Below are 17,295 nucleotides of genomic sequence, written 5' to 3'. Positions count from 1 at the left end.
GGGAAAATATCTTTACCTAGACTGGTTGCGTGTAGAAGGTAACTCCTTATATCTAGATAAAAAATGAGCTTGGATAGTATTTCCAAACTCATTTAAAATCAATTACAATATACTAGAACAAGCCTAATACTGTTCCATCGCTTTCAACATCCATGTTGAGGGCTGCTGGTCGTTTTGGAAGTCCTGGCATGGTCATAACATCACCAGTTAAGGCAACGATGAAGCCTGCACCTAATTTTGGCACCAATTCGCGAATGGTAATTTCAAAGTTTTCAGGTGCTCCAAGTGCATTTGGATTGTCAGAGAAACTGTACTGAGTTTTAGCCATACAGATTGGCAATTTGTCCCAACCGTTTTGAACAATTTGAGCGATTTGCGTTTGAGCTTTCTTTTCAAAGTTCACTTTGCTACCACGGTAGATTTCAGTAACAATCTTTTCAATCTTTTCTTGGACAGAAAGGTCATTGTCATACAAACGTTTATAGTTAGCTGGGTTTTCAGCGATAGTCTTAACAACTATTTCGGCAAGAGCTACTCCACCTTCTGCACCATCAGCCCAGACACTTGCTAGTTCAACTGGCACATCAATTGAAGCACAAAGTTCTTTCAAGGCTACAATTTCAGCTTCTGTATCAGATACAAATTCGTTAATAGCTACGACTGCTGGAATACCGAACTTACGGATGTTCTCAACGTGGCGTTTCAAGTTAGCAAAACCTGCACGAACTGCTTCTACGTTTTCTTCTGTCAAAGCGTCTTTAGCCACACCACCATTCATCTTAAGGGCACGAAGGGTTGCGACAATGACAACTGCATCTGGAGATGTTGGCAAGTTTGGTGTCTTAATATCAAGGAATTTCTCAGCACCAAGGTCTGCACCAAAACCAGCTTCAGTAACTGTGTAATCAGCCAAGTGAAGGGCTGTTGTCGTTGCCAAGACAGAGTTACATCCGTGAGCAATATTGGCAAATGGACCACCGTGTACAAATGCAGGTGTACCGTAAATTGTCTGAACCAAGTTTGGCTTAATAGCATCCTTCAAGATCAACGCCAAGGCACCTTCAACCTGCAAATCACCTACAGAAACAGGTGTACGGTCATAGCGATAACCGATAACGATATTAGCCAAACGGCGTTTCAAGTCCTCGATGTCTGTTGCCAAGCAAAGAATTGCCATGATTTCGGAAGCAACTGTAATATCAAAGCCATCCTCACGTGGAATACCATTTAGAGGACCACCAAGTCCAACGGTCACATGGCGAAGAGCACGGTCATTCAAGTCTACTACACGTTTCCAAAGGATACGACGTTGGTCAATTCCCAACTCATTTCCTTGGTGTAAGTGGTTGTCAATCAAGGCAGAAAGCGCATTGTTGGCAGTTGTAATAGCATGCATGTCTCCAGTGAAGTGGAGGTTGATGTCTTCCATTGGAAGAACTTGGGCATAACCACCACCTGCAGCACCACCCTTAATCCCCATTACTGGACCAAGAGATGGTTCGCGGATAGCAATCATAGTTTTCTTTCCAATTCTATTCAAGGCATCCGCAAGACCAATGGTAATAGTTGATTTTCCTTCACCTGCAGGTGTTGGGTTGATGGCGGTAACCAAGATCAATTTTCCAACTGGATTGCTCTCAACTGCACGAATTTTATCAAAGCTGAGCTTAGCCTTGTACTTTCCGTACAACTCCAAATCATCGTAAGAAATACCAAGTTTCTCTACAACATCAACGATTGGCTTCAACTCAATACTCTGTGCGATTTCAATATCTGTTTTCATTCAAAACTCCTCTAACCTCTTATATGATAATTCATTATAACACAAAACAAGATTTTTAACATCCTAAAACTCTCTAAACGTTCGTAAATATCCCTATTTTTAAGGTTTTTAGAGTTCTTTCTTAAATTTTATATGGCTTTATAGTTTGAAACTATAGTAAATCTTCGTTTTTACCAAAAATTTATCGCTTTCATTTTACTTACCGTTTATTTTTGTGTACAATAGTGCTATGAAAATTTTAGTTACTTCGGGCGGTACCAGTGAAGCCATCGATAACGTCCGCTCTATCACTAACCATTCTACAGGTCGCTTGGGGAAAATCATCACGGAAACCTTGCTGGCTGCAGGGCATGAAGTTTGTTTGATGACGACAAAACGAGCTGTGAGGCCAGAAACCCATCCCAACCTAAGCATTCGAGAAATTAACAATACCAAGGACCTTCTACTGGAAATGCAAGAACGTATTAAGGATTATCAGGTCTTGATCCACTCAATGGCCGTGTCTGACTACACTCCTGTTTATATGACAGGTCTTGAGGAAGTTCAGGCTAGCTCCAATCTAGAAGAATTTTTAAACAAGCAAAATCATCAGACTAAGATTTCTTCAACTGATGAGGTTCAGGTTTTGTTCCTAAAAAAGACACCCAAAATCATCTCTCTAATTAAGGAATGGAATCCTGCTATTCATCTAATTGGTTTTAAACTGCTGGTTGATGTCTCTGAAGATTATCTCGTCGAGATTGCCCGAAAAAGTCTTATCAAGAACCAAGCAGACTTAATCGTTGCAAATGATCTGACTCAAATCTCAACAAACCAGCATCGAGCAATCTTTGTTGAAAAAGATCAGCTTCAAACAGTCCAGACTAAAGAAGAAATTGCAAAACTCCTCCTTGAAAAAATTCAAGCCTATCATTCATAGAAAGGAAAGCTATGTCAAACATTCTCTTGGCTGTAACTGGGTCAATCGCCTCTTACAAGTCGGCAGATTTAGTCAGTTCTCTAAAAAAACAAGGCCATGATGTCTCTGTCTTAATGACTCAGGCTGCTACAGAGTTTATCCAACCTTTGACTCTACAGGTCTTATCACAGAATTATGTCCACCTGGATGTCATGAAGGAACCCTATCCTGATCAAGTCAATCATATCGAACTTGGTAAAGAAATGGATTTATTTATCGTGGTACCTGCAACTGCTAACACTATTGCAAAACTAGCCCATGGTTTTGCGGACAACATGGTAACTTGTACGGCTCTAGCATTGCCCAGTCATATTCCCAAACTAATAGCTCCTGCTATGAATACAAAAATGTATGACCATCCAGCAACTCAGGCTAATCTGAAAACATTAGAAACCTACGGCTATCAGCTGATTGCTCCTAAGGAATCCCTACTAGCTTGTGGAGACCACGGACGAGGAGCCTTAGCCGACCTCACAATTATTTTAGAAAGAATAAAGGAAACTCTCGATGAAAAAACGCTCTAATATTGCGCCCATTGCTATCTTTTTTGCAACCATGCTCGTGATTCACTTTCTGAGCTCGCTTATCTTTAACCTTTTTCCATTTCCAATCAAACCGACCATTGTTCATATTCCTGTCATTATTGCCAGCATTATTTACGGTCCACGAGTTGGAGTGACACTTGGATTTTTGATGGGGCTACTTAGTTTGACGGTTAATACAATTACAATTCTACCGACAAGCTACCTCTTCTCGCCATTTGTACCAAACGGAAATATCTACTCAGCTATCATTGCCATCGTCCCACGTATTTTGATTGGTTTGACTCCGTATCTAGTTTATAAACTGATGAAAAATAAAACTGGTCTTATTTTAGCTGGTGCCCTTGGTTCACTTACCAACACAGTCTTTGTACTTGGTGGAATTTTCTACCTTTTTGGAAATGTCTTTGATGGTAATATCCAAAAACTCCTAGCAACCGTTATCTCAACAAATTCGATTGCCGAATTAGTCATTTCCGCAATTCTTACTCTAGCTATTGTTCCAAGACTACAGACTTTGAAAAAATAAAAACATCTCCACTTTCAAGCTTGAAGGTGGAGATGTTGCTCTATACAGTTTTTTTTAGTGAAATCTTTACCAATATTTAATTTAAAATGGCCTATAAACTTAAGTAAATCCTTGCTTTATTGTCTTGTTTGTTATACTATACTAGTGTATATACAGTCAAAAAGGAGATTCTTATGAATACACGGAAAAAGACACAATTTATGACAATGACTGCCCTCTTAACGGCTATTGCGATTTTGATTCCAATTGTTATGCCTTTTAAGATTGTCATTCCACCTGCTTCCTATACTTTAGGAAGCCACATCGCTATTTTTATCGCTATGTTCTTGTCGCCCTTGATGGCAGTTTTTGTCATCCTAGCCTCTAGTTTTGGATTCTTGATGGCTGGCTATCCCATGGTTATTGTTTTTCGAGCTTTTTCCCATATCTTTTTTGGAACTTTGGGGGCTCTTTACCTACAAAAATTCCCCGATACCCTAGATAAACCAAAAGCTTCCTGGATTTTCAACTTTGTGTTAGCGCTTGTCCATGCCCTTGCTGAAGTATTGGCCTGTGTCGTTTTTTACGCAACTTCTGGTACCAATGTAGAAAATATGTTTTATGTTCTATTTGTGCTAGTTGGATTTGGTACAATTATCCATAGTATGGTAGACTATACATTAGCACTAGCTGTCTATAAAGTGCTTCGCAAACGCCGTTAAAAGGAAGAACTATGACAAAAGATCGCAAACAAGCCCTGCTCCAACTCTTGAAAGAAACTCCTAAAGCCCTCAATGGCCAAAGTTTAGCTGAACATTTTCATGTTACACGCCAGGTCATTGTACAGGACATTGCAATTTTAAGAGCCGATGGCGCTCCTATCCTATCCACCAATCGTGGCTACGTCTATAAGCAAATTGAAACCAACCCTTATGTTCACAAACTTTTCAAAGTGAAACATGAAGTTGAAGAAATCGGTCAAGAACTCCTTGCTATCGTTGATAATGGTGGACGTGTTCAAAATACCTTGATTGACCATCCCGTCTATGGAGAAATTGAAACCTTGCTTAAACTGTCTTGTCGCAGAGATGTGCAACATTTTCTAGAACAAGTCGAGCATTCTGATTTTAAACCTTTATCTGAATTGACAGATGGTATCCATTACCACCTAGTTGAAGCCGAAACACAACAAGACCTCCACTATATCGAGGAGGCCTTGGATCAACTCGGTTATTTAGTAAAAGACTAGAAAATTTTCTTTTCCCAATCGTCTTCTGTACTGTGGCGGTAGAAAAACTCTGACTTGTCAGGAGCTTCCATCATCTCCATCAAAGGTAGCATATCATAGGCCAGATCCAAGTTCGGAATCTGGTCTTTTTGCACCCAAGAAACTTTTCCCTCTTCTGAAGAGCGAAGGGTACCAGTAAACTCAGTCGCCTTGTAACAAACGACAATATAGCGCCCACCTGTATCTAGTGGCCAATTTTTAATGCCGACAAGTTGAGGATTTTGGATAGTCAATCCTGTTTCTTCGTAGATTTCACGAATGACAGACTCCGCAAAAGCCTCACCATTTTCTACATGACCTCCAGGAAAGGCATAACCTGACCAGCGATTGGTTTCAGGAGCGCGATACTGCATAACCACGCGCTGGGTTTCGAGATCTTCAATCAAACAAATATTTGTTAAAATCGTTAATTGGGAACGGGACATATTTTCTCCTTTAGGTAATATTCTAATCCAACGCCTTGACTTCCAACATCATATCCCGAATCTGAGCTGCTAGTTCAAAGTCAAGCACTTCGACGGCTTCTTGCATTTGTTTCTCTAGTTTCTTGACAAGTTCCTTACGTTCTTGTTTGTTGAGGCTATTGATATCGACTTCCTTGTCCTCTTCCTTAGCAACTGCCTTGGTCACGGCAATCAGGTCACGGATTTCTTTCTTGATTGTCTGAGGCACAATACCGTGTTCTTCATTATAGGCCATCTGGATTTTGCGACGACGGGCAGTTTCATCGATAGCACGTTGCATAGACTGGGTAACGGTGTCCGCATACATGATGACATGGCCTTCGCTGTTACGGGCAGCACGTCCAATGGTCTGGATGAGTCCACGCTCGTTACGAAGGAAACCTTCCTTGTCAGCATCGAGAATAGCTACGAGGCTCACTTCAGGAACGTCAATCCCTTCACGGAGCAAGTTGATTCCGACCAAAACATCAAAAACACCCAAGCGCAGGTCACGGATAATCTCCGTCCGCTCTAAAGTCTTGATATCCGAGTGCATATACTTGACCTTGATACCCATTTCCTTGAAGTAGTCAGTTAAGTCTTCAGCCATCTTCTTGGTCAAGGTTGTGATAAAGGTACGCTCATTCTTCTCAACACGGGCATTAATTTCACCTAAGAGGTCATCAATCTGTCCCATAGTCGGACGAACTTCCACCTCTGGGTCCAAAAGCCCTGTCGGACGAATGATTTGCTCAATTACTGTCTCAGTCTGTTCATTTTCATAGTCACCAGGTGTCGCTGAAACGTAAACAATCTGATGCACATGGCTTTCAAACTCTTCACGACGTAAGGGACGATTGTCCAAAGCTGATGGCAAACGGAAACCATAATTAACTAGCATTTCCTTACGAGAACGGTCTCCATTGTACATACCCTTGATTTGTCCCATGGTCATGTGACTCTCGTCAATCATGATTAAGAAATCATCTGGGAAGAAGTCGAGGAGCGTATAAGGAGGCTCACCTTCGCTACGTCCATCCATATGGCGTGAGTAGTTTTCAACCCCGTTGGTATAGCCCATCTCACGTAACATCTCAATATCATACTCTGTTCGCTGTTTCAAACGCTGGGCTTCAAGCAATTTACCTTCCTTCTCAAAGACAGCTAACTGCTCATCCAACTCGGCCTGAATCTTGGCTATAGCAACTTCCATATGGTCGTCATTGGTCACAAAGTGAGTGGCTGGGAAAATCGCCAAATGATCCACTTCTCCCAAGACCTGACCTGTCAAAGCCTCAACTTCACGAATACGGTCAATTTCGTCTCCGAAGAACTCTACTCGAAAAGCGTGTTCATCGCGGGAAGCTGGGAAAATCTCCACCACATCCCCACGCACACGAAATCTGCCCCGTTGGAAATCAATATCGTTGCGCTCAAACTGGATATCCACCAAATCATTCAAAAGTTTATCACGAGAAATTTCAAGACCTGGACGGAGACTAACGACACTATCTGCGTATCCCTTGGGCGAACCCAAACCATAAATACAAGAGACAGAGGCTACTACAATGACATCATTACGCTCCAAAAGAGCCGAAGTCGCTGAGTGACGAAGCTTATCAATCTCGTCATTGACAGAGCTGTCCTTTTCAATATAGGTATCGCTAGAAGGGACATAGGCTTCTGGCTGGTAATAGTCATAGTAGGATACAAAATACTCAACAGCATTTTCAGGGAAAAATTCCTTAAACTCCCCATAGAGCTGTCCTGCCAGAGTTTTATTGTGAGCAATAACCAGAGTGGGTTTATTGACTTTAGAAATAACCTGACTCATGGTATAGGTCTTCCCTGTTCCAGTCGCCCCCATCAGAATCTGAGCTTTTTCTCCACCCTCGATATTATCTACCAACTGCTCGATAGCTTGGGGTTGATCTCCTGATGGTTGATATTTTGATACTAGCTTAAATTGATTATCTGTAATACGATTGATCATAAGAATCCTCTCTCCATGTGCTATTCCTATTTTAGCATACTTACAGCATTTTCACGAAGAAAAGGACGACCTAAGTCACATCCTTTCATTTTCTTTCTTTAATTGGTAAGCGAGATAGACAATCAGCACTAGCAATACCAGACTTGTCATGATAGAACCTTCTATACCAAAAGAAGCACCTGATAGCCAATCTTGATTGCCTTGTGGTAAAAAGGTCATCAGAGAGGTTCCTGATGGTTGACCACTAACTAAAATCCCAAAAAGATTGCCTTGAGCAAAATTCCAAGCTCCATGAATACCTGCAACACCCCAAACTGTATCGGTTTTGAGCAGGTAAAGAGCCATGGCAACTCCAAATAAGAAGAGATTCACTAGAGATAGAGGTGTTAAACCAGAATTCCCCATATGAAGCAGGGTAAAAAATATGCTAGATATAACAACAGCAAGTTTTAGATTGGTTCTTGAGGCCAATTGAGGAAGGAGCCAAGCACGGGACACCACTTCTTCTGCTGTCCCCTGTAAAATCCAAAATGGGATAGAAAAGACAACAAAGAAAAGCGAATAAGGATTCAAGCGAATGGACTCAAAACGATATTGCCCCAAGGCTACCAAACCTAACAAAGTAAGGAGAAAAAGAGCTAGACCTATGCCAAATCCTTTCAGAAGATTGCTGAGAAAATTCTCTCTGTAAAATCCCAAGGTTCGAATAGGTCTTTTCTCAACTTTTCTAGTCCATCTGAATACAGTGTTGAGAACAAAACCAAAGGACAGCAATTCTAAAATTAAACGAAAGTCACTTGTTTTATCCGTCAAGCTCACCAGCAAGTTTTGGAAGTAGCTTGCAAGATTTTGACCAGCCTCTCCAAAATTTCTAGCAAGGCCGACGAGAGCTAACAAGCTAATACCATACAAAGTATAAGCCACAAACTCTCCTACAAAGACAAAACCAAAGGCTAACAAGAGGCTTGTGTAAATATATAAACTCATTTTTGACTCTTGGAAGTCTTTAAATATTCTTTTGTCCTTCATATCCCTGTCCTCTTTTCTTCTATATATATTATTATAGCACTTTTTAATAGCAATTCAAGAAAGAAAAGAAGGTATACATGTTATATTTTCTAACATAAAAACCTCGTGATTTGCAATTTTTTGTTTTTTCTGATATAATGAGAAAATATTCGGAAAAGGAGACTAAAAATGAAGAAAAAAATTCTAGCATTTTTGCTAATTTTATTCCCAATTTTCTCATTAGGTATTGCGAAAGCTGAGACAATTAAAATTGTGTCTGATACCGCCTATGCGCCTTTTGAGTTTAAAGATTCAGATCAAACTTATAAAGGAATTGATGTTGACATTATTAACAAAGTCGCTGAGATTAAAGGATGGAACATTCAGATGTCCTATCCTGGATTTGACGCAGCGGTAAATGCGGTTCAAGCTGGTCAAGCTGATGCAATCATGGCTGGAATGACCAAAACTGCAGAACGTGAAAAAGTTTTCACCATGTCTGATACTTACTATGATACAAAAGTTGTCATTGCAACTACAAAGTCACATAAGATTAGTCAGTATGACCAATTAAAAGGTAAAACTGTTGGTGTTAAAAACGGAACTGCCGCTCAACGTTTCCTTGAAAGTATTAAGGATAAATATGGCTTTAGCATTAAAACATTTGACACTGGTGATTTGATGAACAACAGCTTGAGTGCTGGTGCCATCGATGCTATGATGGATGACAAACCTGTTATCGAATATGCCATTAACCAAGGTCAAGACCTCCATATTGAAATGGATGGAGAAGCTGTAGGTAGCTTTGCTTTCGGTGTTAAAAAAGGAAGCAAATACGAGCATTTAGTTACTGAATTTAACCAGGCTTTGGCTGAAATGAAAAAAGATGGTAGCCTTGATAAAATCATCAAGAAATGGACTGCATCATCTTCTTCAGCAGTGCCAACTACAACGACTGCAACTGGGCTAAAAGCAACTCCTGTTAAAGCTAAATACATCATTGCAAGTGATTCTTCTTTTGCACCTTTTGTTTTCCAAAATTCAAGTAACCAGTTTACTGGTATTGATATGGAATTGATTAAGGCAATCGCTAAAGATCAAGGATTTGAAATTGAAATCACCAACCCTGGTTTCGATGCCGCTATCAGTGCTGTTCAAGCTGGACAAGCTGATGGTATCATTGCTGGTATGTCTGTTACAGATGCTCGTAAGGCAACTTTTGACTTCTCAGAATCATACTACACTGCCAATACTATCCTTGGTGTCAAAGAATCAAGTACCATTGCTTCTTATGAAGATTTGAAAGGGAAGACAGTTGGTGTTAAAAACGGAACTGCTTCTCAAACCTTCCTAACAGAAAATCAAAGCAAATACGGCTACAAAATCAAAACCTTCGCTGATGGTTCGTCAATGTATGACAGTTTAAACACTGGTGCCATCGATGCCGTTATGGATGATGAGCCTGTTCTCAAATATTCTATCAGCCAAGGTCAAAAATTGAAAACTCCAATCGCTGGAACTCCAATCGGTGAAACAGCCTTTGCCGTTAAAAAAGGAGCAAATCCAGAATTGATTGAAATGTTCAATAACGGACTTGCAAACCTTAAAGCAAATGGAGAATTCCAAAAAATTCTTGATAAATACCTAGCTAGCGAATCTTCATCTGCTTCAACAAGTACTGTTGATGAAACAACGATCTGGGGCTTGCTTCAAAACAACTACAAACAACTCCTTAGCGGTCTTGGTATCACTCTTGCTCTAGCTCTTATCTCATTTGCTATTGCTATTGTTATCGGGATTATCTTCGGTATGTTTAGCGTTAGCCCCTACAAATCTCTTCGCGTCATCTCTGAGATTTTCGTTGACGTTATTCGTGGTATTCCATTGATGATTCTTGCAGCCTTCATCTTCTGGGGAATTCCAAACTTCATCGAGTCTATCACAGGCCAACAAAGTCCAATTAACGACTTTGTAGCTGGGACTATTGCCCTCTCACTCAATGCGGCTGCTTATATCGCTGAAATCGTTCGTGGTGGTATTCAGGCCGTTCCAGTTGGTCAAATGGAAGCCAGCCGAAGCTTAGGTATCTCTTATGGAAAAACCATGCGTAAGATTATCTTGCCACAAGCAACTAAATTGATGTTGCCAAACTTTGTTAACCAATTCGTTATCGCTCTTAAAGATACAACCATTGTATCTGCTATCGGTTTGGTTGAACTCTTCCAAACTGGTAAGATTATCATTGCCCGTAACTACCAAAGTTTCAAGATGTATGCAATCCTTGCTATCTTCTATCTTGTAATTATTACACTTTTGACTAGACTAGCGAAACGCTTAGAAAAGAGGATTCGTTAATGGCAAAATTAAAAATTGATGTAAATGATTTACATAAGTATTATGGAAAAAATGAGGTTTTAAAAGGAATTACAACTAAGTTCTATGAAGGAGATGTTGTTTGTATCATCGGTCCTTCAGGTTCTGGTAAGTCAACCTTCCTCCGTAGCCTCAATCTTCTAGAAGAAGTTACTAGTGGTCACATCACTGTGAACGGTTATGACTTAACTGAAAAAACAACCAACGTTGACCACGTCCGGGAAAATATCGGAATGGTGTTCCAACACTTCAACCTCTTCCCACACATGTCTGTATTGGACAACATTACCTTTGCTCCTATTGAGCACAAGTTGATGACTAAGGAAGAAGCTGAGAAATTGGGAATGGAATTGCTTGAGAAGGTTGGGCTAGCAGATAAAGCTACTGCTAACCCAGATAGCCTATCAGGTGGTCAAAAACAACGTGTGGCTATCGCTCGTGGACTAGCAATGAATCCAGACATCATGCTATTTGATGAACCAACTTCTGCCCTTGACCCTGAGATGGTTGGAGACGTACTAAACGTTATGAAAGAATTGGCTGAGCAAGGCATGACCATGATTATCGTAACCCATGAGATGGGATTTGCCCGTCAGGTTGCCAACCGCGTTATCTTTACTGCAGACGGTGAATTCCTAGAAGACGGAACACCAGATCAAATATTTGACAACCCACAACACCCACGTCTGAAAGAGTTCTTGGACAAGGTCTTAAACGTCTAAACTCAAACTGTAAGGATTTCCTTGCAGTTTTTTTCTATCTCGTATTGGATTTTTTGATTTTTCGGAAAATTATGTTAGAATTAAATTTATGAAATGAGATTTCCTCATACCTAGTAAGACTAGGAATAAAAATAGAAATTAGGTAGCTAGATGTCATCTAAGGTTATTGTTACAATTTTCGGTGCGAGTGGAGACCTGGCTAAACGCAAGCTCTACCCTTCCCTTTTTAGACTATATAAATCCGGCAATCTTTCCGAGCACTTTGCAGTCATTGGAACTGCTCGTCGTCCTTGGAGCAAGGAATATTTTGAATCTGTTGTAGTCGAATCGATCCTTGATTTGGCAGATAGTACCGAACAGGCTCAAGAGTTCGCTAGCCACTTCTACTATCAAAGTCATGATGTCAATGATACAGAACACTATATTGCTTTGCGACAATTGCAGGCTGAACTAAATGATAAGTACCAAGCTGAACATAACAAGCTCTTCTTCTTGTCTATGGCACCTCAGTTCTTTGGAACTATTGCCAAACACCTCAAGTCTGAAAACATTGTAGATGGTAAAGGTTTTGAACGCTTAATCGTTGAAAAACCATTTGGTACAGATTACGCAACTGCAAGCAAGTTGAATGACGAACTCCTAGCAACATTTGACGAAGAACAAATTTTCCGTATTGACCATTATCTTGGTAAGGAAATGATCCAAAGCATCTTTGCAGTTCGCTTTGCAAACCTGATTTTTGAAAACGTTTGGAACAAGGACTTTATCGACAATGTTCAAATTACCTTTGCGGAGCGCTTGGGTGTAGAAGAACGTGGGGGATACTATGACCAATCTGGTGCCCTCCGTGATATGGTACAGAACCATACACTCCAACTTCTTTCTCTCCTTGCCATGGACAAGCCAGCAAGCTTCACAAAAGATGAAATTCGTGCTGAGAAGATTAAGGTCTTTAAAAACCTCTATCATCCAACTGATGAAGAACTTAAAGAACACTTTATCCGTGGTCAATACCGCTCTGGTAAGATTGATGGCATGAAATACATCTCTTATCGTAGCGAACCAAATGTAAATCCAGAATCAACAACTGAAACTTTTGCATCTGGTGCCTTCTTTGTAGACAGCGATCGATTCCGTGGCGTTCCTTTCTTCTTCCGTACTGGTAAACGTCTGACTGAAAAAGGAACTCATGTCAATATCGTCTTTAAACAAATGGACTCTATCTTTGGTGAGCCACTTGCTCCTAACATTTTGACCATCTATATCCAACCAACAGAAGGCTTCTCTCTTAGCCTAAATGGGAAGCAAGTAGGAGAAGAATTCAACTTAGCTCCAAACTCACTTGATTACCGTACAGATGCGACCGCAACTGGTGCCTCTCCAGAACCATACGAGAAATTGATTTATGATGTCTTAAATAACAACTCAACTAACTTTAGCCACTGGGATGAAGTTGGTGCATCATGGAAGTTGATTGACCGTATCGAAGAGCTTTGGGCTGAAAATGGTGCCCCACTTCATGACTATAAAGCTGGAAGCATGGGACCTCAAGCTAGCTTTGACTTACTTGAAAAATTCGGTGCCAAATGGACTTGGCAACCAGATATCGCCTATCGTCAAGATGGTCGCTTAGAATAAAAAAAATCCTGCAAGTTTGTACCTTGCAGGATTTTTGCTTCTGATTAGATTAAGCCTTCCAAGAGACCCTTCATAAAGTTTTCTGAGTTAAACTCTCCAATATCATCGATTTTTTCACCAAAACCAATCAATTTTACAGGAATATTAAGTTCTTCACGGATGGCTAAAACAACACCACCTCGAGCAGTTCCATCAATCTTAGTCAAGACAATTCCTGTCAAAGGGGTAATTTTTGAAAATTCTTTGGCCTGTACTAGTGCATTTTGACCTGTTGATGCATCAAGTGCTAAGAAGGTTTCATGAGGCGCTTCTGGCACAACACGTTTGATGATACGACCAATCTTTTCCAACTCAGCCATAAGATTGTCCTTATTTTGTAGACGACCAGCAGTATCAATCATGAGAATATCAATTCCTTCTGCTACAGCACGTTCCATACCATCAAAGACAACGCTGGCTGGATCAGCTTTTTCAGGTCCAGTCACAACTGGAACGTCCACACGACGGCCCCATTCAGCTAGCTGGGCTACTGCCCCTGCACGGAAGGTATCTGCCGCAACCAACATGACCTTCTTACCAGCTTGCTTGTAGCGGTGGGCTAGTTTCCCAATAGAAGTTGTTTTCCCAACACCATTAACACCAACGAAGAGCATGACTGTCAAGCCATCTTGGAAATGGATGTTTTCATCATAGTTGCCATCCTTTTCATAAAGCTCAACCAATTTCTCAATGATGACACGACGAAGTGCGTCCGGTTTCTTGGCATTTTCAAGCTTGGCTTCGTAGCGTAACTCCTCTGTTAAGTTAGAAGCGACTTGGACACCAACGTCGCTCATGATCAGCAGTTCTTCCAGTTCCTCGAAGAATTCTTCATCGACAGAGCGGAAATTAGCAAAGAAGGCGTTCAAACGAGCTCCGAAGCCTGTACGAGTTTTCTTAAGACTGCGGTCATATTTTTCCTGAACAGTTTCTTCTACTTGAGGAGTTTCTGGTTCAAGCACTTCAGAACTATTTTCTTCTACAGTCTCTAGGAGCTCAGTATTCTCTTCCACTGTGACTTCTTCTGAGTTTGGCAATACTTCGACTTTTTCTTGATGAACCTCTACATCTGGCTCTGAATCCAGACTTTCTTCAACTGTATCTTGATTTTCCTCTTCTTCGAGCAAAGATTCTTCAGAAATTTCAACCTCTGCTTCTTCTTGAGAAACTTCCTCAGCTTCTGTAAGGGCAGGCTCCGTATCTTCAGACAAATCAAGATTTTCTAGAGCTTCTTTTACAACTTCTTCGATTTTAGGTTCTTCTTTTTTTCCGAATAGACGGTCAAATAATCCCATATCTTAGTTCTCCTTTAGCACATATTCTTCGATAGCCCAGGCAACAGCTTCTTCATCATTGGTCATTGGAGTTACCACATTTGCGACTGCCTTAACTTCAGGAACTGCATTTTGCATGGCAACACCGAGTCCCGCCCACTCAATCATAGAAAGGTCATTGGCCTCGTCACCACAAGCCATGACTTGGCTTTGATCGATTCCAAGATGGCTGATTAATTTTGCCAAACCTGTTGCTTTATGAACATTCTTTGGTGACCACTCTAGCAACATTTCACGTGATTTAAAGATTTCATATTGGTCAAACAATTCTGGAGAAATCTTTTTAATAGCTGCATCCAAGGGTTCTTGAGCAAAGGCAGTCACGCATTTATTGTAAGTCATTTGACTAGACAAGTCTGCAAAGTCCACTGGAACAAAAGTCAAAGCTGGATTGAATTTGGCATAAAGACTTTCTTGGTCAGATTGAATTTGATAAACAGTTCCTTCTGAGATAGCATCAAGAGGAAGTGATAATTTCTCTGTTTCTTCATACAAACGTGCCACATCATCATATGAAAATACTGTCTTATCAAGGATTTCACCTGTATTTTTCTGAACTAATCCACCATTAAAAGTAATGGTATACTCATCTTTGTGGCCGTCAGTCCCTAGCTCATGGAGAAAGAAATCCATAGCTTTTAAGGGACGACCAGTTGTCAATACGACCTTGATACCACGATCACGCGCAGCTTTCAAGGTTGCCTTGGTACGATCCGTCAGCCTTTTATCAGTAGTCAGCAAGGTCCCGTCCAAGTCCAATGCAATCAATTTTATATCTGCCATTATAAGCCCTCCATATAAGCTATAACCGACTGGTCCTTATGGTGACCAATCACAGTCTCTGCTAATTCTAAAATCTCTGGTCGTGCATTTTCAGGAGCTACAGGATGTCCCACAACCTGCATCATATGCAAGTCATTTAAATTGTCTCCAAAAGCCATGACCTGATCCATTGTGATGCCAAGTTTTTTAGCTAATTCAACAATGGCCACTCCCTTATCGACATAGTCCAGCACGATATCAATGGATTCAAAGCCAGTTGTCATAGCCTTGACACCAGGAACGTTTTCATTGACCCAAGCTTCACCAGCTTCAAGCGTTTCTTCTGTGAAGTTGGTCGTAAATTTGAAAATGTCATCTGTGATATCTTCCAGACTCGCTACTTTTTGGATATTTTCATTATAGTGCTGACTCACTTTTAAATAGGTCTCATCAACCGTATCTAGAACATAAGCTCCCTTTTTTCCCGTCAAGAGCAGTTTATTGATATCTACATAAGGTGAAGTTTTCAGCCTTTCAAAAGTTGATAGATAAAAGTCACGAGACATAGTCGCTTCATACAAGTCCTGACCTTGATACTCTACTAAACTGCCATTTTCCGCGATGAAAATAATGTCATCACGAACATCAGCAAATAATTTTTCTAGAGACAGAAATCCGCGCCCTGAAGCTACCGCAAAGTAAATCCTTTTTTCCTTATAGGAAGCCAAGAGAGACTTGAGGCGGTTCATATCAAAGCGCCCGTTTCCATCTAGAAAAGTTCCGTCCATATCTGTTGCTACTAGTTTAATCATAAAATCTTTCTTACTCCGATTAGTAAATCTACCTTCTATTATACCATAGATAGCTAGAAAAAGGACGAGTCTATCAGCTTTACCTATCTTTTATCCTTTCCTACTAGCTAGTACTGATTTCAACTTAAAAACTCTTAAAAAATTAAAATCGTGCAACTTTTTTCAGACAGTTTTAAAAGATTGATTTCCTTATATTTTTCCTTTATACTGGATAAAAAGGAGAATAATATGTCAGAAACAAATCACGAAATTGATTCAAATTTTGCAGGTCGTTTAAATATCCTGCGTGCGGGTGTGCTTGGTGCCAATGATGGGATTATTTCCATTGCTGGTGTGGTTATCGGGGTTGCTAGTGCTACCAGCAATATCTGGATTATCTTTTTATCAGGATTTGCAGCTATTTTGGCCGGTGCCTTTTCAATGGCTGGTGGAGAATATGTGTCTGTTTCAACTCAAAAAGATACCGAGGAAGCGGCCGTTGCGCGTGAGCAGCTCTTGCTAGACCAAGATATGGAACTAGCCAAAAAGTCTCTCTATGCTGCCTATATCCAAAATGGCGAGTGTGAAACATCAGCCCAACTTCTCACCAACAAAGCCTTTTTAAATAATCCACTCAAGGCTTTGGTAGAGGAAAAATATGGGATTGAGTATGAAGAGTTTACCAATCCTTGGCACGCTGCCATCTCTAGCTTTATTTCTTTTTTCCTTGGTAGCTTACCACCCATGCTTTCAATTACTATTTTCCCAAGTGAATACCGCATCCCTGCTACCGTCCTTATCGTCGGTGTGGCCCTTCTTCTCACTGGTTACACTAGTGCCAAACTTGGAAAAGCTCCAACCAAAACGGCTATGATTCGGAACCTTGCTATTGGGCTCTTGACCATGGGAGTTACCTTTCTGCTAGGACAACTTTTCAGCATTTAATACTCTTCGAAAATCTCTTCAAACCACGTCAGCTTCGCCTTGCCGTATATATGGTTACTGACTTCGTCAGTTCTATCTGCAACCTCAAAGCAGTGCTTTGAGCAACCTGCGGCTAGCTTCCTAGTTTGCTTTTTGATTTTCATTGAGTATAAAATACAAGAAATACCT

Annotated in this window: 16 protein-coding genes; 9 read left to right on the top strand and 7 right to left on the bottom strand. The window is 40.6% G+C overall.

All coding sequences use genetic code 11. The annotated features are described in order from the left end of the window. Nucleotides 1-112: 112 nt before the first annotated feature. Nucleotides 113-1,783 carry a formate--tetrahydrofolate ligase gene (locus D7D54_RS02260; RefSeq protein WP_120718730.1) on the bottom strand — a complete coding sequence of 557 codons (1,671 nt, stop codon included), beginning with the start codon at nucleotides 1,781-1,783 and terminating at the stop codon, nucleotides 113-115. A 229-nt stretch (nucleotides 1,784-2,012) separates the two neighbouring features. Here D7D54_RS02260 and coaB point away from each other — a divergent pair, with 229 nt between their 5' ends. The 5 genes from coaB (at nucleotide 2,013) to D7D54_RS02235 (ending at nucleotide 5,040) form a co-directional block, all read left to right on the top strand. Then, nucleotides 2,013-2,702 (top strand): phosphopantothenate--cysteine ligase, encoded by a 690-nt coding sequence (gene coaB, locus D7D54_RS02255; RefSeq protein WP_120718729.1) that lies wholly within the window; start codon nucleotides 2,013-2,015, stop codon nucleotides 2,700-2,702. A gap of 11 nt (nucleotides 2,703-2,713) precedes the next feature. Further along, the gene (coaC, locus tag D7D54_RS02250) at nucleotides 2,714-3,265 is read left to right on the top strand and encodes a phosphopantothenoylcysteine decarboxylase (protein ID WP_120718728.1); all 552 of its coding nucleotides are present in this window, start codon (nucleotides 2,714-2,716) and stop codon (nucleotides 3,263-3,265) included. Beyond that, nucleotides 3,249-3,812, top strand: coding sequence for an ECF transporter S component (locus D7D54_RS02245; RefSeq protein WP_004254189.1), 564 nt, complete (start codon nucleotides 3,249-3,251; stop codon nucleotides 3,810-3,812). The genes coaC and D7D54_RS02245 overlap by 17 nt, the downstream gene beginning before the upstream one ends. Nucleotides 3,813-3,985: 173 nt before the next feature. Beyond that, on the top strand, nucleotides 3,986-4,513 hold the full coding sequence (locus D7D54_RS02240; RefSeq protein ID WP_001097393.1) for an ECF transporter S component: 528 nt from the start codon (nucleotides 3,986-3,988) through the stop codon (nucleotides 4,511-4,513). A gap of 11 nt (nucleotides 4,514-4,524) precedes the next feature. Beyond that, nucleotides 4,525-5,040 (top strand): transcription repressor NadR, encoded by a 516-nt coding sequence (locus D7D54_RS02235; RefSeq protein WP_000159190.1) that lies wholly within the window; start codon nucleotides 4,525-4,527, stop codon nucleotides 5,038-5,040. On the opposite strand, the gene D7D54_RS02230 is transcribed toward D7D54_RS02235, so the two are convergent. The 3 genes from D7D54_RS02230 to D7D54_RS02220 form a co-directional block, all read right to left on the bottom strand. Further along, complete coding sequence (locus D7D54_RS02230) at nucleotides 5,037-5,504, bottom strand: 8-oxo-dGTP diphosphatase (RefSeq protein ID WP_120718727.1); 468 nt, start codon at nucleotides 5,502-5,504, stop codon at nucleotides 5,037-5,039. The genes D7D54_RS02235 and D7D54_RS02230 overlap by 4 nt on opposite strands. Before the next feature lie 22 nt (nucleotides 5,505-5,526). Then, nucleotides 5,527-7,515: an excinuclease ABC subunit UvrB gene (gene uvrB / locus D7D54_RS02225; protein WP_120718726.1), complete on the bottom strand. Its 1,989-nt coding sequence runs from the start codon at nucleotides 7,513-7,515 to the stop codon at nucleotides 5,527-5,529. Nucleotides 7,516-7,590: 75 nt separating this feature from the next. Then, nucleotides 7,591-8,544, bottom strand: coding sequence for a CPBP family intramembrane glutamic endopeptidase (locus D7D54_RS02220; protein ID WP_120718725.1), 954 nt, complete (start codon nucleotides 8,542-8,544; stop codon nucleotides 7,591-7,593). 168 nt (nucleotides 8,545-8,712) lie between these two features. On the opposite strand from D7D54_RS02220, the gene D7D54_RS02215 reads away from it, so the two are divergent. The 3 genes from D7D54_RS02215 to zwf all read left to right on the top strand — a co-directional run bounded on the left by D7D54_RS02215 (nucleotide 8,713) and on the right by zwf (nucleotide 13,256). Then, nucleotides 8,713-10,878: an ABC transporter substrate-binding protein/permease gene (locus tag D7D54_RS02215; protein WP_120718724.1), complete on the top strand. Its 2,166-nt coding sequence runs from the start codon at nucleotides 8,713-8,715 to the stop codon at nucleotides 10,876-10,878. After that, the gene (locus tag D7D54_RS02210; RefSeq protein WP_120718723.1) at nucleotides 10,878-11,618 is read left to right on the top strand and encodes an amino acid ABC transporter ATP-binding protein; all 741 of its coding nucleotides are present in this window, start codon (nucleotides 10,878-10,880) and stop codon (nucleotides 11,616-11,618) included. The genes D7D54_RS02215 and D7D54_RS02210 overlap by 1 nt, the downstream gene beginning before the upstream one ends. Nucleotides 11,619-11,768: 150 nt before the next feature. Continuing rightward, nucleotides 11,769-13,256, top strand: coding sequence for a glucose-6-phosphate dehydrogenase (zwf, locus tag D7D54_RS02205; protein WP_049501794.1), 1,488 nt, complete (start codon nucleotides 11,769-11,771; stop codon nucleotides 13,254-13,256). A gap of 44 nt (nucleotides 13,257-13,300) precedes the next feature. Here zwf and ftsY read toward each other — a convergent pair whose 3' ends face one another. From ftsY to D7D54_RS02190, 3 genes are read right to left on the bottom strand one after another with little or no spacing between them, the layout of a single operon-like run. Next, entirely contained in the window at nucleotides 13,301-14,590 is a 1,290-nt protein-coding gene (ftsY, locus tag D7D54_RS02200) for a signal recognition particle-docking protein FtsY (RefSeq protein WP_120718722.1), read from the bottom strand. A gap of 3 nt (nucleotides 14,591-14,593) precedes the next feature. Beyond that, complete coding sequence (locus tag D7D54_RS02195) at nucleotides 14,594-15,412, bottom strand: Cof-type HAD-IIB family hydrolase (RefSeq protein ID WP_120718721.1); 819 nt, start codon at nucleotides 15,410-15,412, stop codon at nucleotides 14,594-14,596. Continuing rightward, nucleotides 15,412-16,203 carry a Cof-type HAD-IIB family hydrolase gene (locus D7D54_RS02190; RefSeq protein ID WP_120718720.1) on the bottom strand — a complete coding sequence of 264 codons (792 nt, stop codon included), beginning with the start codon at nucleotides 16,201-16,203 and terminating at the stop codon, nucleotides 15,412-15,414. The genes D7D54_RS02195 and D7D54_RS02190 overlap by 1 nt, the downstream gene beginning before the upstream one ends. A 228-nt stretch (nucleotides 16,204-16,431) precedes the next feature. Between D7D54_RS02190 and D7D54_RS02185 the strand changes: the two genes are divergently transcribed. Beyond that, nucleotides 16,432-17,127: a VIT1/CCC1 transporter family protein gene (locus D7D54_RS02185; protein WP_049487249.1), complete on the top strand. Its 696-nt coding sequence runs from the start codon at nucleotides 16,432-16,434 to the stop codon at nucleotides 17,125-17,127. The last annotated feature ends 168 nt before the right edge of the window (nucleotides 17,128-17,295 follow it).

The sequence above is a fragment of the Streptococcus chosunensis genome, from assembly GCF_003626515.1.
Lineage (GTDB): Bacteria > Bacillota > Bacilli > Lactobacillales > Streptococcaceae > Streptococcus > Streptococcus chosunensis.
The sequence above is the reverse complement of the archived record's forward strand: the minus strand, read 5'-3'. Positions and strand labels throughout refer to the sequence as shown.

Coding starts and splice junctions, on each gene's coding strand:
- D7D54_RS02260 (WP_120718730.1), bottom strand. CDS start 1,783: ATGAAAACAGATATTGAAATCGCACAGAGTATTGAGTTGAAGCCAATC.
- coaB (WP_120718729.1), top strand. CDS start 2,013: ATGAAAATTTTAGTTACTTCGGGCGGTACCAGTGAAGCCATCGATAAC.
- coaC (WP_120718728.1), top strand. CDS start 2,714: ATGTCAAACATTCTCTTGGCTGTAACTGGGTCAATCGCCTCTTACAAG.
- D7D54_RS02245 (WP_004254189.1), top strand. CDS start 3,249: ATGAAAAAACGCTCTAATATTGCGCCCATTGCTATCTTTTTTGCAACC.
- D7D54_RS02240 (WP_001097393.1), top strand. CDS start 3,986: ATGAATACACGGAAAAAGACACAATTTATGACAATGACTGCCCTCTTA.
- D7D54_RS02235 (WP_000159190.1), top strand. CDS start 4,525: ATGACAAAAGATCGCAAACAAGCCCTGCTCCAACTCTTGAAAGAAACT.
- D7D54_RS02230 (WP_120718727.1), bottom strand. CDS start 5,504: ATGTCCCGTTCCCAATTAACGATTTTAACAAATATTTGTTTGATTGAA.
- uvrB (WP_120718726.1), bottom strand. CDS start 7,515: ATGATCAATCGTATTACAGATAATCAATTTAAGCTAGTATCAAAATAT.
- D7D54_RS02220 (WP_120718725.1), bottom strand. CDS start 8,544: ATGAAGGACAAAAGAATATTTAAAGACTTCCAAGAGTCAAAAATGAGT.
- D7D54_RS02215 (WP_120718724.1), top strand. CDS start 8,713: ATGAAGAAAAAAATTCTAGCATTTTTGCTAATTTTATTCCCAATTTTC.
- D7D54_RS02210 (WP_120718723.1), top strand. CDS start 10,878: ATGGCAAAATTAAAAATTGATGTAAATGATTTACATAAGTATTATGGA.
- zwf (WP_049501794.1), top strand. CDS start 11,769: ATGTCATCTAAGGTTATTGTTACAATTTTCGGTGCGAGTGGAGACCTG.
- ftsY (WP_120718722.1), bottom strand. CDS start 14,590: ATGGGATTATTTGACCGTCTATTCGGAAAAAAAGAAGAACCTAAAATC.
- D7D54_RS02195 (WP_120718721.1), bottom strand. CDS start 15,412: ATGGCAGATATAAAATTGATTGCATTGGACTTGGACGGGACCTTGCTG.
- D7D54_RS02190 (WP_120718720.1), bottom strand. CDS start 16,203: ATGATTAAACTAGTAGCAACAGATATGGACGGAACTTTTCTAGATGGA.
- D7D54_RS02185 (WP_049487249.1), top strand. CDS start 16,432: ATGTCAGAAACAAATCACGAAATTGATTCAAATTTTGCAGGTCGTTTA.